This is a genomic window from Clostridium disporicum, from assembly GCF_001405015.1.
In the GTDB taxonomy this organism is placed as follows: Bacteria; Bacillota; Clostridia; order Clostridiales; family Clostridiaceae; genus Clostridium; species Clostridium disporicum_B.
Map to the genome: position 1 here is coordinate 40102 of NZ_CYZX01000021.1, position 24086 is coordinate 64187.

The window sequence follows — 24086 nt, forward strand, 5'->3', positions numbered from 1 at the left end:
ATATAATGGGATGAGAAGGTGAGCACATGAAAAAGTTGGATGAAAAAGGTTTTGGAGATTCTAAGGAAAAATGGCGTAGAAGTTTTTTGTTTACTATGGTTTTTATAATAACTTATTTTATAATGCTTACAGCTGTTGCTCCAAATAAATATGATTTGAAGGCTGGAGATATAGCGGAAGTAGATATAAAAGCACCGAGAGACATAATTAATCAAGAGGCGACTAAAGCTAAAGAAAATGAGATAATAGAAGGTGTTGAGAAGGTATATTCATTAAAAGGTGAAGTAAAAATTGAAGCGAGTAAAAATGTAACAACATTTTTTACTAAATTAATAAATTTAAAAAGTAGTGAAGCATCTGAAAAAGAAAAGATAGAAACTTTGAAAAAATTAGATAGTTTTACGTTAACTGATAATAATTATAAGACATTATTATCGATAACTAATGAAAAAGCTACAGAGATGCAATGGATATTATTGAGTGCTTTAGAAAAGGTTTATGAAAATAATATTAAAGATGAAAATGATGAAGATATAGAGGCAAAAACTATTGATGATGCTAAAAATATTGCTAATGATATAATAGATGTATCAGAGTTAGATGAAAACTTGAAGAATATATTAAAAGACATGGCGTATTCTCAAATAAAACCTAACTGGGTATTCGATAAAGATAAAACTGATGAAAAAATTACTGAAGCTCTAAAATTAGCACCAAAAGAGTATATCAAAAAAAATCAAATAGTTGTAAAAGAGGGAGAGCCAATAACTCAATCTCAAATTGAAATATTAACAGAGCTTGGTATTTTAGGCGATGGAGTAGATAAAGGATACTTATTCATTTATATAGTTTTAGCTGTACTCGTATTATTAACATTAGAACTTCAATATCTATATATGAAGAAGGAAAGATTAAGCCTTTTATTAAATACTAAAGTAGTATTTATGATTGTTATTTTAAATATAGTATCTATAATTATGGCGAGGTCATTAAATTTTGTTTCACCTTTTGTAATTCCAATAGGATGTACTGCTTTAATTATGACTTTATTATTAGATTATAAGCTATCAGTTGTATTAAATACATTGAACTTAGTTTTCATAGCAATTATTACAGGTTTTAATCCACAAGTGATTATTTTAGGGATAGTTAATATAATAGTTGCTTGCACATCGATAAAAAAGGTAAATGGTAGAAATGAAGTTTTGCAAGCGACTTTATATATGGTTATAGCTTCTGCAATAGTTACATTAGCTACAGGGTTATTAGTATCAAATAATTTTAAGATGATTGTGTCTGAAGTTACTTTTTCTATTTTAGGTGCATTATTATCGGGTATATTTGCCATAGGCTTTACACCTTTTCTAGAGAGTGCTTTTAAGATAGTCACTAATATGAAATTGCTTGAGTTATCAAATCCAAATAGTCCATTATTAAAAAGGTTGTTAATGGAAGCTCCAGGGACTTATAATCATAGCTTAATGGTTGCAAATTTAGCTGAAGTAGCAGCAGAGGCTGTTGATGCAAATCCTATCTTAGCGAGAATTGGATCGTATTATCATGATATTGGTAAGCTTAAGAGGCCTATATTCTTTGGAGAAAATCTTATGGGAAGAGAAAATCCGCATAATAGAATAAAGCCAACTTTGAGTACTCAAATTATCATTTCTCATGCTAAAGACGGATTGGAATTAGCAAAAGAGTATAAATTACCAGAAGTTATTCAAGATATAATTATACAGCATCATGGTACAACGCTAGTTAAGTATTTTTATTATACTTTAAAGAATTCCTCTGATAATCCTGATGAAATAAAAGAAGAAGACTTTAGATATAGTGGACCAATTCCATCAACTAAAGAAGCAGCAATAATAATGTTAGCTGATAGTGTTGAGGCTGCTGTTAGATCGATTCCTATGCCTACTAAAGAGAAAATTGAGGAAATGGTCAATAATATCTTTAAAGATAAATTACAATCAGATCAATTAATAGATTCTGATTTAACTTTAAGAGATATAGAAAATATAAAGAAATGTTTCTTGAAAGTTTTAATTGGTGTTTATCATCAAAGGGTAGAATATCCAAAAGAAAAATAATAATATATTCGGGGAGGTTTTTACCTTCCCATTTTATTAAAATAAATTTTGAATTAAAGGAGAAAAATATGTTATATACAGATAATAGACAAAATCAAATAGAGGTTACAGAAGAATTTATAAGGGAACTAGAAGAGGTTTGTATTTATGCTTTAGAAAAAGAGGAGGTAAAACAAAAGTGTCAAATCTCATTATTATTTGTGAACAACGAAGAGATTAGAGAAATTAACAAAGAAACTAGAAATATAGATAAAGCTACAGATGTATTATCTTTTCCTATGCTAGATTATCCAAAAGGCAAATTTTTTAAGGACGTATATAAAGATAAGAAGTTTGATGTTATGTATATGGATGGAGATGAGTTAGTTTTAGGTGATATGGTATTGTCGTTAGAGAGAGCTATGGAACAAAGTATAGAATATAATCACTCATTTAAAAGAGAAGTATGCTATTTAGTTGTACACTCTATATTACATCTACTTGGTTATGATCATATGGAAGAAGATGAAAAGAAGATAATGAGAACTAGAGAAGAGGAAATATTAAATGGGTTAGATATAAAGAGATAATTAAAAGGGTGAGAATTATGGGAGTGAGAAAGTTGTTGGAGAGTTTTAATCATGCTATAAATGGTATAATTTATGCTATAAGAACTCAAAGAAATATGAAGATACACACTATTGGAGCGGTTATAGTTTTATTAGCATGTTTTTTTGTTGATTTATCAAAAGTGGAATTTTTAATTTTAGCTTTAACTATAACAAGTGTATTTGTGGCTGAGATGATAAATACAGCTATTGAAGCAGCTATAGATTTAAATACTAATTATTATCATCCATTAGCAAAAGTTGCGAAAAACACTGCAGCAGGGGCAGTGTTGATAACTGCTATAAATGCAGTCTTAGTTGGATATATTATATTTTGGGATAAATTCGAAGAAATATCTTATGGAGTTATTCATAAAATGAAAAATTCAGAACCATATATGATATTTATTGCTCTTGTAATAGTTAGTTTAGCAACTGTTATAATAAAAGCTATATATGGAGAAGGAACTCCTTTAAAGGGAGGAATGCCAAGTGGGCATAGTGCTTTAGCATTTTCTTTATCAACTGCTATTTCATTAATTACAGAAGAACCAATATGTATAATATTAGCTTACTTAATGGCTTTTATAACAGCTCAAAGTAGAGTTGACTCAGAAGTGCATACAGTTTTTGAGGTTATTGTAGGAGCACTTTTGGGTGTTTTATTAACGCTTTTTATATTCACTATATTTAAACTATAAGTGAGTCTCTAAATCTTTGATTTAGACATAATAGTTTGTTCATTAATTCAGTTATGGAAATAAAAAATATTTAAAAAAATTTATGATATTTGAAGACAATAAATTTAAATGTGATATACTATTTAAGAATGGAGGCTGAAAATATGGATTACAAAGAAATAGTTAAAAAAGCATTAGAAGCAAGAGAAAAAGCATATTGCCCATATTCAAATTTTAAAGTTGGAGCAGCAGTTTTATTTGAAGATGGAAATATATATACAGGATGTAATATAGAGAATGCATCTTTTGGTGGAACTAATTGCGCAGAAAGAACTGCAATTTTTAAAGGTGTGTATGAAGGAAATAGAGAAATAAAGGCTATAGCTGTAGTTGGAGATACAAACGCTTATACATATCCATGTGGTATATGTAGACAGGTAATTGCTGAGTTTGTAGTAGATACATCTATACCTGTTATAATAATAAAAAATGAAAATGATTATTTAGTAAAAACATTTGATGAAATATTACCAGGAATCTTTTCAAAGAAAGATTTAAATGGTTAGGAGGAAATTAATGTATAAATCAGGATTCGTAACAATAGTTGGTAGACCAAACGTAGGGAAATCAACACTACTAAATCAAATAATGGGGGAAAAATTATCAATAGTATCAAATAAACCCCAAACTACAAGAAATAATATTCAAACTATATTAACAGGTGAGGACTATCAAATAGTTTTCGTTGATACACCAGGAATACATAAGCCAAAGCATAAGCTTGGTGAATTTATGGTTAATTCAGCAAAGGAATCTATTAAAGAAGTAGATTTAGTATTATTTTTAATAAATCCAGATGAAGAGATCGGAAGAGGAGATAAGTTCATTTTAGAAGCTTTAAAAGAACAAAAGGCACCAGTATTTTTAGTTGTTAATAAGGTTGATGAAAATAGTCATGAAAAGGTGGCTAAGACTCTACAAATGTATTCAGCAGAGTATAACTTTAAAGAAATAATTCCGATTTCAGCATTAAAGGGTAAAAATGTAGATACTTTAGTTAACTTAATGAAAGATTATATGCCTGAAGGACCTCAATACTATCCAGAGGACATGATAACAGATGTTCAAGAAAGATTTATAGTATCTGAAATAGTAAGAGAGAAGGCTTTAAGAAATCTTAGAGATGAAGTGCCTCATGGAATAGCTGTTGATGTTATTCAGATGAAACAAAAAGAAAATGGAACATATCATATAGAAGTAGATCTTATATGTGAAAAAGATTCTCATAAAGGAATAATTATAGGGAAAAACGGAACTAGCTTAAAGAAAATTGGGGAAACTTCAAGATATGAGATAGAGAGATTCTTACGCGCTAAAGTTAACTTAAAAATATGGGTTAAAGTAAGAAAAGAGTGGAGAGATAATAATCTTTTACTTAAGGAATTAGGATATAAGAAAATGAAATAATTAGGGGTGGATTTATTGGCACTTTTAAATACTAAAGGTGTTGTTTTGAAATCACAGGATTATAGAGAAAATGATAAGCTTATTTGGATATATACAGAAGCTGCCGGAAAAGTTACAGCTATAGCAAGAGGGTCAAAGAAAAGTAAAAGCAAATTCTTATCTATGACTTTGCCTCTTTGCTTTGCTGATTATTCACTTTTTCAGGGAAAAAACCTCTATAATCTTCAAGAAGGTAAAATTATAAATTCTTTTCAAGGATTATTAGATAATTTAGATAAGCTTACATATTCTTCTTACGTATGTGAGCTTATAGACATTTGTGTAGAAGATGGAGAACAAAATTTTAATCTTTTTAAAGATTTTATAACATGTCTATATTTATTAAATACTGATGCTTTAGATTATGAACTTTTAATAAGATCTTTTGAATTAAGAGTTTTAAAAGCAACAGGATATGGATTGGTATTTGATAACTGTAGCATATGTAAAAAACCTATAAATTCATCTACGTATATCTCATTAAATAATTTTGGGGGAGTATGTGATGAATGTAATAAAGTAGGTGGAATTTATATATCTAGAGCTGCATATAGTGCTTTGAGATTTTTAAACAATACACCAATGGATAAGGTTTATAGATTAAATCTAACGGATGAAGTTAAAAAACAGATTGAGAAAGTTACAACGTATATAATTTATTCAAATTATTCAAAACGTCCTAAGAGTTTAGAGATGTTAAATTATATTAAGGAGTAGTGAGAAATATGGAAATAACATTAGAACAAGTTGATAAAGTTAAAGAAAGAACTGGAGTATCTTATGCAGAGGCTAAGAGCGCTTTAGAACTTACAAACGGTGATGTTTTAGATGCTATAATTCTTTTAGAAGAAAAGGCTAAAGAAAAATATGAAAATGGTATTGGAGCTGAAAATAGTACTGGTGGTACTGTTAATAACAATACAGAAACAATAGCTGAACTTAAAGCTTGGCTTAAAGATTTAATAAATAAGGGGAATATATCAAGAATAAAAGTATCAAAAGATGGAGATACAATTGTAGATGTCCCTGTTAATGCTGGTATAGCAGCTGCTGTTATTGCTGTTATAATTCCACCAATTTTGGCTTTTGTAGTTGTTGCAGCTGTAGTAACAAAAGTAACGATAGAAATAACTAAAGCAGATGGAACTGTAGAAGTGGTGAATAAGTATATATCTAAGGCAGTTAATGATGCAAAAGATAAGGCTTCAGATATTGCGGATGTAGTTAAAGAAAAAGTATCAGAAGTTAACATTGATGCATTAAAAAAATATGATAAGAATATAGTTTCTAAAGAGAACGATAATAACACATTTGTGTATACTGTAAATTTTGAAGAGGAAGAAAAAGGAAGTAATTAATAGATAAACAGGGGTATAGTTCCAGTAAATAGAAGAAATAGGGGATAATCAGCTAATTTGACTGATTTTTCAGAAAATTAAGTATAGTCAAAATTTGATAAAATGTTATAATTATACTGTAAATATCAAATAAATCTAAATTGTCTGAATATTCCCTAAAAAGTCGAAAAGAGGGGTAAAGTGAAATTAACATCAAGACAAGAAGAGATAATTAGATTAGTTAAAGAAGGACAGCCTGTCACAAGTGAAGCTTTAGCAAGTAAATTAGGTGTAACTAGAGCAGCATTAAGGGCAGATTTAGCCATCTTAACTATGATTGGGATATTAGATGCTAGACCTAAGGTTGGTTACGTATATGTAGGACGTAAGTTAAATAGTGATATATTAGATAATTTATCAAATATTAAAGCTGAAACTATAATGTCTAAACCAGCTACGGTAAATGAAGCAACAACGGTATATGATGCAATTGTGTTTTTATTTTTAAATGATATAGGTACAATTTTCGTTGAAAACAATGATGTTTTAGTAGGCGCTGTTTCAAGAAAAGATTTCTTAAAAATTGCAATAGGTGGAACAGATATACATAAGGTTCCAGTAGGAGTTATTATGACTAGAATGCCAAATATAATATATGGTTTTCAAGAAGATAGTGCATATTCATTAGCAAAGAAAATAATAGAACATGAAATTGATAGCATACCAATAGTAGAAAAAATTGAAGATAGTTCAAAAGAAAAAGACGAGTACAAAATTGTGGGTAAAATATCAAAGACTAATATTACAAAGTTATTTGTAAAACTTGGAGAAAATAATTAGGGTAATAAAAAAACGGGTATAAAAAATTAACGGGTATAAAAAATGGTATAGAACAATAAAATTTATAAAATGGGTTAGCTACGGAGCCGAGCTTCGATAGTATATATATTTATAATTGTATTGAACGGAGGAGTATTGAGATGGATAAAAAGAAGTATGTTTACCTTTTCAGTGAAGGCGATGAAACAATGAAGAACCTTCTTGGAGGTAAAGGAGCAAATTTAGCAGAAATGACCAAACTAGGGATCCCAGTGCCACAAGGATTTATAGTAACAACAGAAGCTTGTAACAAGTATTATGAAGATGGTAAGAAAATATCAGATGCAATAATAGAAGAAATACAAGAAAATATTAAAAAGCTTGAAGAAACTACTGGGAAAGAGTTTGGTAGCTTAGAAAATCCATTGTTAGTTTCAGTAAGATCAGGGGCTAGAGTTTCTATGCCAGGTATGATGGATACAATATTAAACCTTGGATTAAATGATACTTCAGTTGAAGTTATGGCGAAACTTACTAACAATCCAAGATTTGCATATGATTCATATAGAAGATTTATTCAAATGTTCTCAGATGTTGTTATGGGAGTTGAAAAGAGATTATTTGAAAATCTTATTGATGAAATGAAAGAAGATAGAGGGGTTCATTTTGACACTGACTTAACAGCAGATGATTTAAAAGAATTAGTTGTTAAATATAAAGAATTATACAAAAAGGAAAAAGGTGAAGAGTTCATCCAAGATCCTAAAAAACAATTAATAGAAGCTGTTACTGCAGTGTTTAGATCATGGGATAACCCAAGAGCTATAGTTTATAGAAGATTAAATGACATTCCAGGAGAATGGGGAACTGCGGTAAATGTTCAACAAATGGTATTTGGTAATAAGGGAGAAACTTCAGGAACAGGAGTTGCATTCTCAAGAAATGCTGCTACTGGTGAAAAAGAAATATATGGTGAATACTTAATGAATGCACAAGGTGAAGATGTTGTTGCAGGGATAAGAACACCACTTCCAATAGCTAAATTAGAAGAGCAAAACCCAGCTATATACAAACAATTTATGGATATAGTTCATACATTAGAAAACCACTACAGAGATATGCAAGATATGGAGTTCACTATAGAAGAAGGTAAATTATACTTCCTTCAAACTAGAAATGGTAAGAGAACTGCTCAAGCTGCATTAAAGATAGCTGTTGATTTAGTTGAAGAAGGTATGTTAACTAAGGAACAAGCTATATTAAAGGTAGAACCTAAGCAATTAGACTCTTTATTACATCCAACATTTGATACTACTGAAATAAAGAAATCTACACCTATAGCTAAAGGACTTCCAGCATCTCCAGGAGCTGCTTGTGGTAAGATATCATTTACTGCTGAAGAAGCTAAAGAAAGAGCTGCAGCAGGAGAAAAAGTAGTTTTAGTAAGACTTGAAACTTCTCCAGAAGATATTGAAGGTATGATAGCAGCTGAAGGTATCTTAACAGTAAGAGGAGGAATGACTTCTCATGCAGCAGTTGTTGCTAGAGGTATGGGAACTTGCTGTGTAGCTGGTTGTGGAACTTTAAAGGTTAATGAAGAAGCAAGAACTTTAGAAGTAAACGGAAAAGTTTATACTGCTGAAGATTACATTTCAATAGATGGTTCAACAGGAAATGTTTACGGAGAAGCTATTGATACAGTTACTCCTGAAATTTCTGGACACTTTGCTACATTCATGGGATGGGCAGATGAAATAAGAACATTAAAAGTAAGAACTAATGCTGATACTCCAAGAGATACTAAGCAAGCAGTTGAGTTTGGAGCTGAAGGTATAGGTCTTTGTAGAACAGAGCATATGTTCTTTGCTGAAGATAGAATAATGGCTATGAGAGAAATGATAGTAGCTAAGAATGAAGAAGAAAGAAGAGTTGCTCTTGAAAAATTACTTCCAATGCAAAGAGAAGACTTTATAGGAATCTATGAAGCATTAGAAGGAATGCCAGCAACAATTAGATTCTTAGATCCACCACTACATGAATTCTTACCTCATACAGATGAGGAAATCGCAGAACTTTCTAAGACTATGGGATTAACTTTTGAAGATTTAAAAGCTACAGTTGAAAGCTTACATGAGTTTAACCCAATGATGGGGCATAGAGGTTGTAGATTAGCTGTATCTTATCCTGAAATAGCTGAAATGCAAACTAGAGCTGTAATAGAGGCTGCTATTGAAGTTAAGAATAATAAAGGATATAATATTGTTCCAGAAATAATGATCCCACTTGTTGGAGATGTTAAAGAATTAAAATTCGTTAAGGATATAGTTGTTAGAACAGCTGAAACTGTTATGGAAGAAAAGGGAGTTAAGCTTGAATACCTAGTAGGTACTATGATAGAAATCCCAAGAGCAGCTGTAACAGCAGATGAAATTGCTAAAGAAGCAGAATTCTTCTCATTTGGTACAAATGACTTAACTCAAATGACATTTGGATTCTCAAGAGATGATGCTGCTAAGTTCTTAAATGACTATTATGAAAGAAAAGTATATGAGCAAGATCCATTTGCTAAATTAGACCAAAATGGTGTTGGTCAATTAGTTAAAATAGCAGTAGAAAAAGGAAAATCAACAAGACCCAATATTAAACTTGGTATTTGTGGAGAACACGGTGGAGATCCATCTTCAATAGAATTCTGCCACAATGTAGGATTAAACTACGTATCTTGTTCACCATTCAGAGTGCCAGTTGCTAGACTTGCTGCAGCACAAGCTCAAGTTAAAAATCCAAGATAGTTAAAATATAAAAAAAGGAAGTGGAAACACTTCCTTTTTAAAATTTAACGTTATAATATTTTTCTAAAACTACAATCATATTTTTCACATATTCTAGTTGATTTGAAGTTCTGTCAAGGCCTTTCGCTAAAAGTGTAACAAATGATTTTTTATTACATTTCTTTATATTCTTATAATAGTCTCTTGATATCTTCCAGTATTTTTGAGGGAATGCTAAATACGCTAATATATATTTAAAATCTGAAGGTGTAAGATAATTTTCTTTTAGATAACTATCTAAAACGTCAATAGTTATCTTTGTTTCCCAATTAGTTGTAGGTCTTTTTAGCAATCGTCTTAAAAAATAAGATAAATCATAGGCACTATAGTCGTATTTGCACTTATCAAAATCTATGATAAAAACCTTATTTTGATTATCTATAATTATATTTTTATTTACATAGTCACCGTGGCATAGTGATGTAGATAATTCTGAAGAGTCTATTGTGGATGAAATTTCCAAAGACAGTTTGGCTAAATCTAGGTTATAATCAAGATTATCTAAATAAATATTAGAGAATCTATCCTTTATAGTACTTGCATAATTAGCATTCTCTAAAAGTTGATTAAAGTGTTTGCTTGTAGATAAGTGGAAATCTTCAAGCCCTTTTCTTTCTGTACTCCCTTCTATAGGAAAAAAGTTCTTTGAGACTTTATGTATTTTACCAAGTGTCTGACAAGAAAGATTTATGTGAGTAGGATTATCAAAGTCACATTTATCACCGTCAATCCAAGGTGTTAATATAAAAATCATGCTGTTAAAGAGTACAAACCTAGAATTATTTTTTGAAGGAATTAACCTAGGGACGTTTAAATTATTTCTATATAACCACTCCATGGCAGAATAAACAAAAAGTAAATTTTCTTCGTTATAATACACTTTTTTTAAACAATAGGAATTACTTTGGGTTTCTACCTTAAAAACTGCTCTTTGTTTATCAGTATCTTTAAACTTTATCATAGATACAGTAGCATTTTCTAATGAGAAAAGAGGTAATATATATTTTTTTATATTAGTTAAAGACAAGCCATCATTATTAAATAAAAGTTTCTCAGAAGCCATATAAATATCTCCTTATCTTTGTTTACTAATATATAATATTAGTTTTATTTAGCAAATATACATAAGGTGATAGTAGATTTCATATATTATTTAAATGTAGAGAGTAAAGAAAGGATTTTTGAGAAAAATATAGAATAAGTATACTTGAGGTGAGTTAAATGAATGTAAGAGAGAAAATAGAAAAGTTTGAAAACTTGACATTGGCTAAACAAGCGATATTGAGCACGGAAAGTTTGGGAAGAGAAGTTTTTGAAGAAAAAGATCCAATAAGAACTTGTTTTATGGTAGATAGAGATAGAATTATACATTCAAAATCATTTAGAAGATTAAAACATAAAACACAGGTTTATATTAAAACATTTGGTGATCATTATAGAACAAGATTAACTCATACTCTTGAAGTAGCTCAAATTGGAAGAACTATTGGTGTTGGTATAGGACTTAATGAAAATTTAATCGAGGCTATAGCATTAGGGCATGATTTAGGGCATGTTGCCTTCGCACATAATGGAGAGGAAGTTTTAGATGAATTTTTAGAAGGTGGATTTAGACATAACGAGCAAAGCGTAAGAGTAGTAAAAAAGTTAGAGAGAGATGGACGTGGACTTAATTTAACACATGAGGTTATAGATGGAATATTAAATCATAGTGGTTTAAGTGAGGGTGTAAATAAAGCTAAAACTTTAGAAGGAAGAATCGTTCAATATAGTGATAAGATTGCTTATTTAAACCATGATATAGATGACTCGATAAGAGCAAAACTATTAAATGAAGGGGACTTGCCTAAAGATGTAATAAAAGTTTTAGGAAAAACACATTCTGAGAGAATAGAAGTTTTAGTATCGGATATGATAAAAGAAACTATAAAAAATTTAGAAAATAATATTTATGAAGTAGGCCAAAGTAATGAAGTTAAAGAAGCTATGGTAGAACTTAGAAGGTTTATGTTTGCTAATATATATTTAGGAGATGTTCTTAAAGGAGAAAGAGATAAAGCAAAATTTATTTTGCATCAATTGTTAGAATATTATTGTAAGCATGAGGAAAAGTTACCGGAGTTATATAGAAAAATTGCTAGTGAAGAGGGCTTAAAAAGAGCAGTAGCAGATTATATTGCAGGAATGAGTGATGATTACTGTATAGGTATTTTCAATGAATTATTTGTACCAAAGTTTGTTATCTTTTAAAAATGTTGTATAATTTATGATTTTTGGGCAGAATAAAATTTGTAAAATAAAAAGGATTTTTAAAATTTAAATAGAATTATAATAAAAATGACGACAAAATATTAATAATATATATTTAATATTAAATTTTTAAATTGAAAAGAAGGATTTTGATTTAAAATGTCGAATTTTATACAAAGTAATTAATAAAATTTATTAAGTAAGGAGGGAGTCTCCTTGCAGATTTCAGAAGAGATTCTAGAAAGAATTAAAAATGAGAATGATATTGTAGAGGTGATTTCGGAAACTGTAAGACTTAAAAGGTCTGGAAGAAACTTTATGGGACTATGTCCATTTCATAATGAAAAGTCACCTTCATTTTCTGTCTCTCAAGATAAGCAGATATATAAATGCTTTGGATGTGGAGAAGCTGGGAATGTGATAAGTTTTGTTATGAAAAATAGAAATATGTCATTCTTAGATGCAGTTAAATATTTAGCTAGTAGAGCAAATATAACATTAGAACTTCAAAATGAAAAGAAAGATAAAAGCTTACAAAAAAAAGAGTTATTGTATAGGGTAAATTTAGAAGCGGGAAAATTCTTTTTTTCAAATTTGATGAGTAATGATACTGCAAAGGAATATTTCTTAAATAGGGGCATAAAATTAGAGACTATTAGAAGTTTTGGATTGGGATATGCAAACAATAGCTGGAATAGTCTTATGAATCATTTAAAACGAAAAAACATATCTGAACAATTAATGATTGAAGCTGGGTTGCTTTCTGTAAATCCTGAAAAAAATAGAAAGTATGATAGATTCAGAAATAGAGTTATGTTCCCAGTGTTTGATTATAGAGGAAAAGTTATAGGATTTGGTGGAAGAGTATTAGATGATTCAAAGCCTAAGTATTTAAATTCACCTGAAACATTGGTTTTTCAAAAAGGGACTAATTTATATGGCTTAAACTTTGCTTTAAAGCATAATATGAAAGAGAGATATTTTATCATTGTTGAAGGGTATATGGATTTAATTACTTTACACCAATATGGTATAACTAATGTGGTAGCATCTTTAGGTACGGCGCTTACTATTAATCAGGCAAGGCTTCTCAAGAGATATGCTGATAAGGTAGTTATATCTTATGACGCAGATATGGCAGGTCAAATGGCAACAATGCGTGGGCTTGAAATTTTAAGAACAGCTGGATTTGATGTGAGAGTATTATCAATACCTCAAGGAAAAGATCCTGATGAATTTGTGAGAAGTAATGGTAAAGAGGCATTTTTAAAACTAATAAATTCTGCAGAACCGTTAATAGACTATAGACTAAAAAAGGCTGAAGAAGGAATAGATTTTAAAAATAGTCAATCGAGTATTCTATATGCTAAAAAAGTTATGAATATTTTATCAGACTTAGATCCTTTAGAAAAAGATGTTTATATAAAGAAAGCTTCAGAAAATACAGGAATTAAAGAGCAAATTTTATATGATATGTTAAGTAAAAGGATTAATGACAATAATGATGTAAATAATGTGAATAATAAGGGAGAAAATGGAACAAAATTATATATAGAGCCTGCATTTTTAAAGGCTGAAAGAGCCTTATTAAAACTTATTCTAGAAAATAATGATTATTTAGACTTTATAGAAGAAAAATTAGATGAAAATGACCTAGTATTGCCAGAACATAAATTAATTTTCACTATTATTAAAAGAGCAAAAGGGGAAAATAAAGATAATGTTATATCTTTTGTTGAATCTCAACTTAATAATGCTGAAAGTATAAAAGAGTTTATTAAAATTAAAGATATTAATCTGTTTTATGTGGAAGATACAAAAAGATTAATAGAAGATTATATCAATGAAATTACTAATTATAAATTGAAACAAAGGATAGAAGAGTTGAAGAAACAACAAAAAATCCTTGAAAATCAAGGAAAGATTGAAGAATCTATATCTTTAGCTATAGAGTTGGCTAAAATTAGTAAAACACTTAAAAGAGGAAAATTGAATTAGGCTAATGTACTGGAAGGAGGTAATTAAGTAGTGGAAGAGAAGACTAAAGCAGCTTCAAATAAGAAGAAAGATATCCAAGATAGAAATGAAAGGATGTCTATAGTAAAGAATCTACTTGATAAAGGAAAAAAAGCAGGAGTATTAACATATAAAGAGATTTTGGATGAAATAGACCATATTGATTTAGAACCTGAACAAATTGAAAAAATTTATGAGGTTCTTGAATCTATGGGAATAGAAGTTCAGGGTCAAGCAGCAGAGGTAGAAGTAGTAGAAGAAGATTTAGATCTTACTATACCTGAAGGTATTGCTATTGATGACCCTGTAAGAATGTACTTAAAGGAGATTGGTAAGGTTCCACTTCTTTCATCAGAAGAAGAAATGGAGCTAGCAAAAAGAATAGAAGAAGGTGACCAATATGCTAAAAAGAAATTAGCAGAGGCAAACCTTAGACTAGTTGTAAGTATTGCTAAAAGATATGTAGGAAGAGGTATGCTTTTCTTAGATTTAATTCAAGAAGGAAACCTTGGACTTATTAAGGCAGTAGAAAAATTTGATTTCCGTAAAGGCTTTAAGTTTTCAACATATGCTACTTGGTGGATTAGGCAAGCAATTACAAGAGCTATAGCAGACCAAGCTAGAACAATAAGAATTCCTGTTCATATGGTTGAAACAATAAATAAGCTTATAAGAGTACAAAGACAATTACTTCAAGAGCTTGGAAGAGATCCTTACCCAGAAGAAATATCAAAGGTTATGGATTTACCAGTAGATAAGGTAAGAGAAATACAAAAGATAGCTCAAGAGCCTGTTTCATTAGAAACTCCAATAGGTGAAGAAGAAGATTCACATTTAGGTGACTTTATACCAGATGATGATGCTCCAGCACCGGCAGAAGCTGCAGCATTTACAATGTTAAAAGAACAATTAATAAATGTTCTAGATACATTAACACCAAGAGAAGAAAAGGTATTAAGACTTAGATTTGGATTAGATGATGGTAGAGCAAGAACTCTTGAAGAAGTTGGTAAAGAGTTCAATGTTACTAGAGAAAGAATAAGACAAATTGAAGCTAAAGCTTTAAGAAAACTTAGACATCCTTCAAGAAGCAAAAAGCTTAAGGATTATTTAGACTAGTAAAATAGCACCTAAAGTCGGTGCTATTTTATTGGTTAAATTTATAAGAAATAAAAATTAAAAAATAACATAATTTATATTTAAAGAAGTTAAAATATTAGATAGTCACTAATGTTTTAACTTCTTACTAAGTTAAGGCTTAAAAGCTAATATTTACAAAAAATAGAGCGCAGAGGTAATAATAATGGATAAGAGCAAAAGAATAGAATTTATAGTATCAAATCTAGAAAAGGTAACGACATTAGCAGATATAGGAACAGACCATGGATATGTACCATTACTTGCTTTAAGAAATGGGATATGTGAGAAAGCTATAGCTTGTGATATAAATAAAGATCCATTAGCTAAAGGAAAACTAAATGCAATTTTAGAAGGAATAGACGATAAAATAGATTTTAGATTAGGAAATGGTTTTGAACCATTAGAAGTTAATGAAGTAGAAGAAGTTGTAATTGCTGGTATGGGCGGTAATCTTATAAGAGATATAATAGAGAAAGATTTAAATAAAGCAGCTTCATGTAATTACTTAGTACTTATTCCAGCGCAAAATCCAGAAGTTTTAAGAGAATATCTTTATAAAAATGATTTTGAAATAATTAAAGAGGATTTATGCTTTGATGAAGGTATTTACTATGAACTATTTATGGTAAAAAAAGCTGAAGGTCATGCAACAGAATTAGATAGCATATACTATGAAATAAGTCCAATTTTATTAAGACAGAAACATCCATTAATGAAAGATTATGTTGATTATAAAATAGAAGAATACAATAAGATTTTAGGCTTTATAAAAGATGATAGCGAATCAGCACTAAAGAGAAAATCAGAAGTTAGTGAAAAAATAGAGATACTAAATAGAATGAAAAATTATTTATAGGTGATAATATGAAAAAGGTGAAAGAAATTATAGAGGTTATGGAAACTTTAGCTCCTACTTTTTTAAAAGAAGATTTTGATAATGTAGGTCTTATGGTAGGGGATAGAGAGAAAGAAGTTAAAAAGGTTTTATTAGCTTTAGATTGTACATTAAAAGTAGTAGAGGAAGCTAAAGAAAATAATGTAGATTTAATTATAACTCATCATCCACTTATATTTAGACGTCCAAATAATATAACAACTGATACCATTCAAGGTAGAAAGATAATAGAGCTTATAAAAAATGATATTAGTTTATATTCAAGTCATACTAATTTAGATTCAGCTAAAAGTGGTTTAAATGATAGTATACCCAAATTATTAGGCTATGACTCATCAGAGATTTTAGAGGTTAATAAAAGAGATGAGAAAGCAGGTCTTGGAAGAATAGTAACTTTAGATAAGCCTACTAAATTAGATGAAATTGTAGATAATGTTAAAAAAGCACTAAATATTAATAATCTAAGAGTGGTTAAAGGTAAAGAAGAAGTAAATAAGATTGCTATTATAAATGGAAGTGGGCAAGATTTTATAGGTAAAGCTGTTAGCAAAGGAGCAGATTGTATTATAACAGGAGATACAACATATCACTTTGCTTCAGACTATAAAGAAATGGGAATAAATATAATTGATGCTGGGCATTTTGCTTCAGAACAAATTGTATTCTTTAATGTGATGAAAAACATTATTGATAAATTTACTGACGTAGAATTTATTTTATCAAAAGTTGAAGAAGATCCGTATACATTTTTATAAATTATATTAATTACGTAAAATTTAAAATTATAGTAATAAGGCAAATAGGTAAAGACATATTATAAACTATAGTAATTAGTAAGGTTGGTATTATGTCTAAGAAAACTGATTGGGGAAAAGTATTAAGGGAAACTGTTAATGATATAATATGTGCTATTAAGACACCGTCAGCTAAGCCAAAGCAGTCTAAATGTCCAAATCCAGCGGCAAGGATATGTATATTTGTGCTTATTGGAATAACACTATTATTTTCAGGAATAGGTATCTATAGTTGGATAATTCTAATCATGTTGTTCATAATTTTATATTTTGTTTAAAAAAACTATTTGTCATAATTGAATATGTGTGATATTATATTTCTTGCGAGTGGTACATGCAATCGCTGCTAGCTCTAGAAGCTAGGAGAGGAAAGTCGGAGCTCCATAGGGCGATGGTGCTGGTTAACGGCCAGTCAAGGTGACTTGAAGGATAGTGCAACAGAGATATACCGCCAGAAGACTTTTAGTCTGAGTTCACTTAGGTGACTGGTAAGGATGGAAAGGCGAGGTAAGAGCTCACCAGCATGGTGGTGACATCATGGCTATGTAAACCCCACCTGGAGCAAGACCGAGATGTAGCATATGGGTGGCCCGTCCCGCTACGTGGTGTGTCGCTTGAGCTTACTGGTAACAGTAAGCCTAGATAGATGATTGCTTAATACAGAACTCCGCTTACGGACTATCTCGCATCCATGATGAACACTAGCTTAACGGCTGGTGTTTTTCTTTTTTGGCAAGATTTTGGCAAGATTTATTTCTTAGAAATGTAGTTTAGGTAAATTTGAACTAAAGGCATCTATAACTTTTTTTTGTTGAGACATATCTATATGGCTATAAACTTTAAGTGTAAAGGAAGGATCATAATGTCCTATTCTTTTAGAAATGGTTGTTATATCTGCACCAGACATCAATTGTAGAGAAGCTGCTGAATGTCTTAGATCGTGCCATCTAATATGCTTTTTAATTTTAGATTCCTTCATTAATCTTTGTAATTTGTTATAAAAAAACATTGGATGAACGTGTTGACCATTTTCATGCCTAAAAACAAAGTCATATATTTTTTTCTTATATACAAACTCTTCAAAATCACCTCCAAGAATGGCAAGATTTTTGTCATAAACTGATTTTAACCTTAAAAATATATCTTTTAGGTTATCAGAAAAATAAATATCTCTCATAGAATGTTCAGTTTTGGGTGTCTCTTGTACTACAGTATGCCCTTGAATATAAAGTAAAGTATTTTTAACTGTTAATGTCTTGGTATCAAAATCAATATTATCCCAAGTTAATCCAGCTAACTCTCCACGCCTTAATCCAGTTTCTAAGGTTATTATAAAACCGGCAGCGAATAAAAAGTCAAAATGGCTAGTAGTATCTAATAGACTAATAATAGTATTAATTTCATCATACGTTAGAATAGAATAATTAACAGCATCTCTTTTAGGTCTATCAGCAGCTTTGCATGGATTTTTAAATACTAACTCTTGCTTTAATGCTCTATTGAATATGGCATTTATTAATATATATATACCTTGTAAAGTTGAACCGGTTAAAGGTTTTTCAGGATTTAAGTACTTTGCATTATTTAATGTCCTATTTATTGACATACCATTAATATCATTGATTTTAATTGGACCTAAAGTAGTCTCTAAATATTTGTGATAAAATGATTTATATCTAATATAAGTATTTAGCTTTAGATTAGTCTTAGCATAATACTCTATATACTCTTCGGCTATTTCACTAAACCTAATAGTATTATTATCAATATACTTATAATCCTCATATTTAGATATTGCATCTCTTAATGCTTTAGTAGCAGATTTTTTATCAGAAAAGCCTGACTTACTAATGCACTTATATTTATTTTGCAATTTAATATAAAATAGATATTGATAGCTTTTACCGTGTTTACGAATGTGTCCTTGCAATATAATCCACCTCTGTAATTTGAATTTTAGTTGTACCTACCCCAGAATTATATAGTTAACTATATAACACATAAATAGTATTATACTGGGAAATATGGTTACAAGATAAACGACATGGCATAAATAACTAAATAATTCAATTTTGAAATGCAAAAAATAAGGGTCAGCAAATGCTATCCCTTAATAATACGTAATAGTTATATAAAATAATTCTTAATTATTAATTTATTGTTGAGTTAACATAATTTTAAAGGTAACCTAAATTGTTTTTACTTCCGCAGATAAAATCACAAGATAATTCACAACTTAGCTTAAATTCTTAGTTTCTTTTTATAAGAAGTATTTATACTTATTGTAAGTACAATATCGGTAACTACTTTTTTAGCTGCTTCGATTGACTCTGTAAGTATTTTACTAGACACTAACATGGTATTGCGCCTATTTTGTGTAATGTAGTGGCAATATTTATCTAGAGTAAAGGAAGTGCTTGAATGTCCTAAAATATAAGTTAGATTACAGATATCGCCGTTGCTATTCTTTATATAATTTGATGCAAATGTATGTCTAAAGTCATGCAAAGTAAGGTCAGTATTAAGACCAAGTATTAAAAAGAGTTTTTTTAATTGCTTCCAAGGCCAAAGAGGATGAAGTACTTTACCATCTTCATGAACAAAAACAAAATCATAATTCTTTCCATTAAAGTTATTTTTAATATATTTATTTCCTAAGGCTTGTCTATTTTTATGATAAATTTTACGTAAGTACGCAAGGATATCTATCAACTCAGTGCTGAGTGGAATAACTCGATAGCTAGAATTGGATTTTAGTTTATTAGATAAAAGTACCTTTCCTTTGTTGTAAGTAAGCTGATGACGAACAGAAAGAGTTTTCTCAGTAAAGTTAATATCACTCCAAGTTAATCCTAATAATTCTCCTCTACGTAGGCCAGTGTGTAAAAGTATATTTATTATTGCGTATATTAAATAGTCAGTATGAAACGAAAGATTTAAAGATGATAGCATCAATGCTATATCTTCAGCACTAAAAATTCTTGGAAGTGTTTTTTCTACTCTAATTTTATCAGCATTTGTACAGGGATTAAAAGCAACTATATTACATTTGATAGCTTTATTAAATATCGAATTAATTAGAGAGTAAATGCCTTTTACGGATTTAGAAGATAGAGGTTTAACAGGATCGAGGTTTTTGGCTGCTGCTAATAATGAATTTATAGTAACTGTTGTTATATCAGATATTTTCATTTCACCGATTACTGGATAGATATATTTATTGTACTTATACACGAAAGATGTATAGGTGTTAGATGATTTATGTGGCTTTATATAACCTTCAAGATAATCTAAAGCAATCATATTAAATGTTAATTCGTTAGTATTAACAGGATTACTTCTGATTTCTTTAATAGCAAGTTCTAGTGCTTTTGCAGCTTCCTCATATGATAAAAACCCTGACTTGGTTATCTGCTTACGGGTTCCATCTGCAGCTTTTTGTGAAAATATATATTGGAATCTATCCTCACCTTTTGAATTTTTTCTGGATCTAATATGACCTTTCAAAGTATCACCTCAAATATCTAAAATTCAGAGCTCTTAATTATATTTTATATACTTTTTTGCGGCTTTCAATAGGTTGAGAGTGTGTTGGGAAGCATAGGTAAAAACTAATATATTTGGGTATAAATAAATATAAATAGATACAAATGAATACTAAATATGTACTATAGATACAAATGGATATAAATAGATAATGGGTTTATTTTTAAATATATATTAGATGTGAATAAAAGAAAAATAATAAAAATATTGAAAATGTGTAAAAAGATGGTATAATTAAATCATAATAGCACGGATTGAATAGAGATTAATAGCTATTCATAAGCTAAAATTTGCAAAGGAATGCCATATACAGAGGAGAGGTATATGGAAAAGTTATTATTTTCAGTTAAGGAAACGGCGGAAATGCTATATGTAAACAAAAATAAAGTCTATGATTTAATCAAGCAAGGAAAGATTGGATATATAGATCTTGGTACACGAAAAATTCCCAAGACTGAAATTGATAGGTTTATAAGAGAAAATACTATGTATATGTAGCGATAAGCCGCATAATAATTCAAAAGGATTTGAATTAGCAGCAGGAAGCTAGAGTTTTTACTCTGGCTTTTTTTGTTATAAAAGAAGTTGAAGATGAATGATTTAAAAAGAGAGGTATATATGATGATTGAGAAGTTAATTTGTTTTTTTAGACAATTGATTATTGCCATTAGAAGAAAAAAAATTACATGCATTAATGATGAAAAAGATGTAAATATTGAGGAAGAAATAGAGGCAGAGCTAAATAATGAAACAGAAAGAGATTTTATAGAAGTAGAAAGCAGCGGAAAAACAACTGAAGTAAGAAGGTGTGAAGCAGTAGTGATTTTGACTAATGGGGTAGCTATTAGTGAATCTTTTATATGTGATGGAACATTAAATGCTACGGATAGAAGTTATTTATTGATTATAATATATAAATTTAATTTGGCTATGGGATATGCTGAAGTAAGTATAAGCGATTTTTTAGCGTATACGCATACTACAAATAGAACTAATGTTATAAAGGTGATTGAAAGGTTAGAAAAGAAAGAGGTAATTGAGAAGATAAAAGGTGGGGCTAATGATTCCAATAGATTTTTGGTACTTAAACATATGCTTATAATTGGTGGAAGTAGAATAAAATATGATACTAGTAACATTAATGATACTAGTGGCAAAAGTATTGATGAGGAAATAGAATACAAAGATATAATTTTTAAGGAAGTAAGTGAGGATGAAAAGTTAAGTACTAAATATGCAGCCTTAATGATTAAGGATACGTGTTATAAAAATATTAGAGAGTTAAATGGAATTAGCGAAAATTACACAAAGCTTGAGAGTATAGCTAATGAATTGATGAAAAAGCAGAATGGGTAGAAAGTATAAATAGGCTTTGAAAGGTGTATATGACAGATAATAAATTATGAGATAAATCACAAAAAACAATGAATTTTAAAAATTAAGTTCATTTTTACTAAGTAGAGTAATTAAAATAATAGTATATTTGTATAATATACTAAAGGAATTTTAAAAATGCTATGGAAGCCTCTAAGAGGTGATAAGAATGAATACTAGCGAAAAGAGAATATATGATGATGTTATAAGAAGATTAAGGAGCTATTCCGGTAATGATATGTGGGAATGTATATTAGAAGAACAGGATGGAGAGTATAATATAGCCTTGCCTATAACGATGGATATCTTAGAACTTATTATCAATTATGAAAAAGGGAAAAAAGAAATTGATGAAAGAGTAATAGAATTTTATTGTGGATGTTATGAGGTACTTTATGATTTAGACGATAGCATAAACTGGAATAATTATTTAGATGAGTAAAGTGGGTGAAATATATGAAGAGAGAAAAGATATTTTACCAATTTTACAAAGCTATTGAAAAGTGTACAGCAATAGGTGCAGATAAGCATAGTTACAAAAAGAGTGGTTGTGAAAAAATTAAAATATTTAGTTATGAAGATAGACGTAATATAATAAAGGTTACTAGTTTGCTTTGTGATTATTTAGAAGAGTTCTATCCTGAGATACAGTATATAAAAGATATAAATACGGAACATGTACAAAGTTTCTTTATTGAAAAGGCAAATTACTGTACTAAAAGCACTATGAAGAATTATAATTACTGTATTAGGAAGTTAGAGAAAATGGTAAGGCAGGAGCTGCACTTATATGTAAACTATACTAGTAATGTTAAGATACCCAATGTAAATTATACTGAATTAAGGACAATAAAGATGAGCGATGCCGATTTGCAGATAATAATAAATGAGTGTGATAAGAGCAAAAGTAAAGCTGTAAGTGGAATAAAAGTAGCAATAATGTTTGGCCTGAGAGTCTCAGAGGTATGTAAGCTTAAAGGAAAGGATATAAGGCTTAATCAAGGAATTATTCATGTCCATGATTCAAAGGGAAAAAGATGTAGAGATATTAAAATAGAAACAGAAGAACAAAGAAATCTTTGTGAATATATAAAATCTGTAGTTAGTGATGAAGATAGAATATGTCCACTAAGAGAAGATACGGTAAATGTAACAATAAAAAGGATGCTATTAAAGAATAAGATAAGCAGATATAAAGACGCAAAGACAGGAATACATTCTATTAGGAAGGCCTATGCGACAAAAGAGTATGAAGATAATTTAAGGCAATGTACTGATCAAACCAAAGCGTGGAATGATACAGCATTAAAATTAGGGCATAATGAAGGAAGAACTGCCTTAAAGAATGCTTATGTTAAAGATAATTAAATAAATAGAATAAATGAAAAGAAACCTAACATTTAGTTATGTATAGGTTTCTTTTTTTGAGGAATAATTCTTTTCAATTATACTAATATATTTAATAACTGATTGCTGTATAAAAATATAATTTTGATTATAAAGTGGTATAGAACTTTATATAATATAAAGAATTTTAAATATTGTTATTAGGATAAAGCCAGAGCTTTAAATATAAAAGGGGAATATATTTAGATATATAATTTATTATAGGAGTGAAATACATTAAAAGAAAATAATAAAGAGATCTATTTACTCTTTTGCTGGTAGTTAGTAAATATCTCTTCCTGTTAATTTAACAGTGTATATGATAACTAATACATATGTGAAGAGCCTGAAAAAACAATAAAGCCAGTAATTTAATAAAACGAGTAAGGGGTTAATGCTAGTTAGCCTTATTATTGATGCTTAAAAATAATCTATTGAGAATTAAAAATATTGAGAAATATTCCAAAAAGTGTGAATAGCTGATGGATAGTGGGATAGAATATTAAATGTTTTAAAATTAAATCTTTCTTTATTATTTAAAATAAGTAGAAAAGGGTTGAGCCTAGAGGCTTGCTCTTTTTCTTATTGTCGAAAAATATTTTTATTTGATTATATAGCTGAAAAACAGATGGTAATACTTTAGACATAACCAATTAATTATATAATAAAAGGAGAGATTTTTATGAAGAAATCATTTATTAAAACATCAGGTGGTATCTACACTATCGATAGTTTGTTTATGAGGTTGGTGTTAGTATAAAGTAGTGGACACATTAAATCGAACTAAGTAAAATAATATTTAGTTAAGAAAGGATGTGTCCATTATGGG

At 29.3% G+C, this 24086-nt stretch carries 22 protein-coding genes and 1 other RNA gene; 20 read left to right on the forward strand and 3 right to left on the reverse strand.

Annotation, left to right across the window (positions count from 1 at the left end; all coding sequences use genetic code 11):
* Positions 1 to 26 precede the first annotated feature (26 nt).
* The 9 genes from ARA56_RS13200 to ppdK all read left to right on the forward strand — a co-directional run bounded on the left by ARA56_RS13200 (position 27) and on the right by ppdK (position 9817).
* Complete coding sequence (locus tag ARA56_RS13200) at positions 27 to 2096, forward strand: HD family phosphohydrolase (protein WP_055267438.1); 2070 nt, start codon at positions 27 to 29, stop codon at positions 2094 to 2096.
* Between the two features lie 68 nt (positions 2097 to 2164).
* Complete coding sequence (ybeY, locus tag ARA56_RS13205) at positions 2165 to 2665, forward strand: rRNA maturation RNase YbeY (RefSeq protein ID WP_055267440.1); 501 nt, start codon at positions 2165 to 2167, stop codon at positions 2663 to 2665.
* Between the two features lie 17 nt (positions 2666 to 2682).
* A complete protein-coding gene (locus ARA56_RS13210) occupies positions 2683 to 3384 on the forward strand; it encodes a diacylglycerol kinase (protein ID WP_055267442.1) in 702 nt (233 codons plus the stop codon).
* Between the two features lie 143 nt (positions 3385 to 3527).
* A complete protein-coding gene (locus ARA56_RS13215; protein WP_055267444.1) occupies positions 3528 to 3929 on the forward strand; it encodes a cytidine deaminase in 402 nt (133 codons plus the stop codon).
* Between the two features lie 10 nt (positions 3930 to 3939).
* Positions 3940 to 4830 (forward strand): GTPase Era, encoded by an 891-nt coding sequence (gene era / locus ARA56_RS13220; RefSeq protein ID WP_055267446.1) that lies wholly within the window; start codon positions 3940 to 3942, stop codon positions 4828 to 4830.
* 6 nt (positions 4831 to 4836) lie between these two features.
* Positions 4837 to 5586 (forward strand): DNA repair protein RecO, encoded by a 750-nt coding sequence (recO, locus tag ARA56_RS13225; RefSeq protein ID WP_055267448.1) that lies wholly within the window; start codon positions 4837 to 4839, stop codon positions 5584 to 5586.
* An 8-nt stretch (positions 5587 to 5594) separates the two neighbouring features.
* Positions 5595 to 6227: a DUF4342 domain-containing protein gene (locus tag ARA56_RS13230; RefSeq protein ID WP_055267450.1), complete on the forward strand. Its 633-nt coding sequence runs from the start codon at positions 5595 to 5597 to the stop codon at positions 6225 to 6227.
* 180 nt (positions 6228 to 6407) lie between these two features.
* Complete coding sequence (ccpN, locus tag ARA56_RS13235; RefSeq protein ID WP_055267452.1) at positions 6408 to 7046, forward strand: transcriptional regulator CcpN; 639 nt, start codon at positions 6408 to 6410, stop codon at positions 7044 to 7046.
* A 140-nt stretch (positions 7047 to 7186) separates the two neighbouring features.
* A complete protein-coding gene (ppdK, locus tag ARA56_RS13240; protein ID WP_055267454.1) occupies positions 7187 to 9817 on the forward strand; it encodes a pyruvate, phosphate dikinase in 2631 nt (876 codons plus the stop codon).
* A gap of 37 nt (positions 9818 to 9854) precedes the next feature.
* Here ppdK and ARA56_RS13245 read toward each other — a convergent pair whose 3' ends face one another.
* Positions 9855 to 10919 (reverse strand): CotS family spore coat protein, encoded by a 1065-nt coding sequence (locus ARA56_RS13245; protein ID WP_055267456.1) that lies wholly within the window; start codon positions 10917 to 10919, stop codon positions 9855 to 9857.
* A gap of 158 nt (positions 10920 to 11077) precedes the next feature.
* On the opposite strand from ARA56_RS13245, the gene ARA56_RS13250 reads away from it, so the two are divergent.
* The 7 genes from ARA56_RS13250 to rnpB all read left to right on the forward strand — a co-directional run bounded on the left by ARA56_RS13250 (position 11078) and on the right by rnpB (position 17641).
* Positions 11078 to 12106, forward strand: coding sequence for a deoxyguanosinetriphosphate triphosphohydrolase (locus ARA56_RS13250; RefSeq protein ID WP_055267458.1), 1029 nt, complete (start codon positions 11078 to 11080; stop codon positions 12104 to 12106).
* Between the two features lie 216 nt (positions 12107 to 12322).
* Positions 12323 to 14104, forward strand: a complete 1782-nt coding sequence (gene dnaG / locus ARA56_RS13255; RefSeq protein WP_055267460.1) for a DNA primase — start codon at positions 12323 to 12325, stop codon at positions 14102 to 14104.
* A 72-nt stretch (positions 14105 to 14176) separates the two neighbouring features.
* Positions 14177 to 15241, forward strand: a complete 1065-nt coding sequence (gene rpoD / locus ARA56_RS13260) for an RNA polymerase sigma factor RpoD (RefSeq protein WP_423230668.1) — start codon at positions 14177 to 14179, stop codon at positions 15239 to 15241.
* A gap of 184 nt (positions 15242 to 15425) precedes the next feature.
* A complete protein-coding gene (locus ARA56_RS13265; RefSeq protein ID WP_055267463.1) occupies positions 15426 to 16118 on the forward strand; it encodes a tRNA (adenine(22)-N(1))-methyltransferase in 693 nt (230 codons plus the stop codon).
* Between the two features lie 8 nt (positions 16119 to 16126).
* A complete protein-coding gene (locus ARA56_RS13270) occupies positions 16127 to 16912 on the forward strand; it encodes a Nif3-like dinuclear metal center hexameric protein (RefSeq protein WP_055267465.1) in 786 nt (261 codons plus the stop codon).
* Positions 16913 to 17004: 92 nt separating this feature from the next.
* The gene (locus ARA56_RS13275; RefSeq protein ID WP_055267467.1) at positions 17005 to 17229 is read left to right on the forward strand and encodes a hypothetical protein; all 225 of its coding nucleotides are present in this window, start codon (positions 17005 to 17007) and stop codon (positions 17227 to 17229) included.
* 46 nt (positions 17230 to 17275) lie between these two features.
* An RNA gene (gene rnpB, locus ARA56_RS13305) (RNase P RNA component class A) lies at positions 17276 to 17641 on the forward strand.
* Positions 17642 to 17708: 67 nt separating this feature from the next.
* Here rnpB and ARA56_RS13280 read toward each other — a convergent pair.
* Together ARA56_RS13280 and ARA56_RS13285 are read right to left on the reverse strand one after the other, a co-directional pair.
* Positions 17709 to 18881, reverse strand: coding sequence for a tyrosine-type recombinase/integrase (locus ARA56_RS13280; RefSeq protein ID WP_055267468.1), 1173 nt, complete (start codon positions 18879 to 18881; stop codon positions 17709 to 17711).
* Between the two features lie 311 nt (positions 18882 to 19192).
* Entirely contained in the window at positions 19193 to 20458 is a 1266-nt protein-coding gene (locus ARA56_RS13285; RefSeq protein WP_055267470.1) for a tyrosine-type recombinase/integrase, read from the reverse strand.
* Positions 20459 to 20821: 363 nt separating this feature from the next.
* Between ARA56_RS13285 and ARA56_RS16490 the strand changes: the two genes are divergently transcribed.
* From ARA56_RS16490 to ARA56_RS13300, 4 genes are all read left to right on the forward strand, one after another.
* Positions 20822 to 20995 (forward strand): helix-turn-helix domain-containing protein, encoded by a 174-nt coding sequence (locus tag ARA56_RS16490; protein WP_172675772.1) that lies wholly within the window; start codon positions 20822 to 20824, stop codon positions 20993 to 20995.
* 93 nt (positions 20996 to 21088) lie between these two features.
* On the forward strand, positions 21089 to 21853 hold the full coding sequence (locus tag ARA56_RS13290) for a MarR family transcriptional regulator (RefSeq protein WP_055267472.1): 765 nt from the start codon (positions 21089 to 21091) through the stop codon (positions 21851 to 21853).
* Between the two features lie 187 nt (positions 21854 to 22040).
* Positions 22041 to 22313: a hypothetical protein gene (locus ARA56_RS13295; RefSeq protein ID WP_055267474.1), complete on the forward strand. Its 273-nt coding sequence runs from the start codon at positions 22041 to 22043 to the stop codon at positions 22311 to 22313.
* 14 nt (positions 22314 to 22327) lie between these two features.
* Positions 22328 to 23239, forward strand: coding sequence for a tyrosine-type recombinase/integrase (locus tag ARA56_RS13300; protein WP_055267476.1), 912 nt, complete (start codon positions 22328 to 22330; stop codon positions 23237 to 23239).
* Positions 23240 to 24086 lie beyond the last annotated feature (847 nt).

Excerpts from the sequence above, each read along its gene's own strand:
- ARA56_RS13200 (WP_055267438.1), top strand. The coding sequence starts at position 27 with ATGAAAAAGTTGGATGAAAAAGGTTTTGGAGATTCTAAGGAAAAATGG.
- ybeY (WP_055267440.1), top strand. The coding sequence starts at position 2,165 with ATGTTATATACAGATAATAGACAAAATCAAATAGAGGTTACAGAAGAA.
- ARA56_RS13210 (WP_055267442.1), top strand. The coding sequence starts at position 2,683 with ATGGGAGTGAGAAAGTTGTTGGAGAGTTTTAATCATGCTATAAATGGT.
- ARA56_RS13215 (WP_055267444.1), top strand. The coding sequence starts at position 3,528 with ATGGATTACAAAGAAATAGTTAAAAAAGCATTAGAAGCAAGAGAAAAA.
- era (WP_055267446.1), top strand. The coding sequence starts at position 3,940 with ATGTATAAATCAGGATTCGTAACAATAGTTGGTAGACCAAACGTAGGG.
- ARA56_RS13230 (WP_055267450.1), top strand. The coding sequence starts at position 5,595 with ATGGAAATAACATTAGAACAAGTTGATAAAGTTAAAGAAAGAACTGGA.
- ppdK (WP_055267454.1), top strand. The coding sequence starts at position 7,187 with ATGGATAAAAAGAAGTATGTTTACCTTTTCAGTGAAGGCGATGAAACA.
- ARA56_RS13245 (WP_055267456.1), bottom strand. The coding sequence starts at position 10,919 with ATGGCTTCTGAGAAACTTTTATTTAATAATGATGGCTTGTCTTTAACT.
- ARA56_RS13250 (WP_055267458.1), top strand. The coding sequence starts at position 11,078 with ATGAATGTAAGAGAGAAAATAGAAAAGTTTGAAAACTTGACATTGGCT.
- ARA56_RS13265 (WP_055267463.1), top strand. The coding sequence starts at position 15,426 with ATGGATAAGAGCAAAAGAATAGAATTTATAGTATCAAATCTAGAAAAG.
- ARA56_RS13270 (WP_055267465.1), top strand. The coding sequence starts at position 16,127 with ATGAAAAAGGTGAAAGAAATTATAGAGGTTATGGAAACTTTAGCTCCT.
- ARA56_RS13275 (WP_055267467.1), top strand. The coding sequence starts at position 17,005 with ATGTCTAAGAAAACTGATTGGGGAAAAGTATTAAGGGAAACTGTTAAT.
- ARA56_RS16490 (WP_172675772.1), top strand. The coding sequence starts at position 20,822 with ATGGAAAAGTTATTATTTTCAGTTAAGGAAACGGCGGAAATGCTATAT.
- ARA56_RS13290 (WP_055267472.1), top strand. The coding sequence starts at position 21,089 with ATGAATGATTTAAAAAGAGAGGTATATATGATGATTGAGAAGTTAATT.
- ARA56_RS13295 (WP_055267474.1), top strand. The coding sequence starts at position 22,041 with ATGAATACTAGCGAAAAGAGAATATATGATGATGTTATAAGAAGATTA.
- ARA56_RS13300 (WP_055267476.1), top strand. The coding sequence starts at position 22,328 with ATGAAGAGAGAAAAGATATTTTACCAATTTTACAAAGCTATTGAAAAG.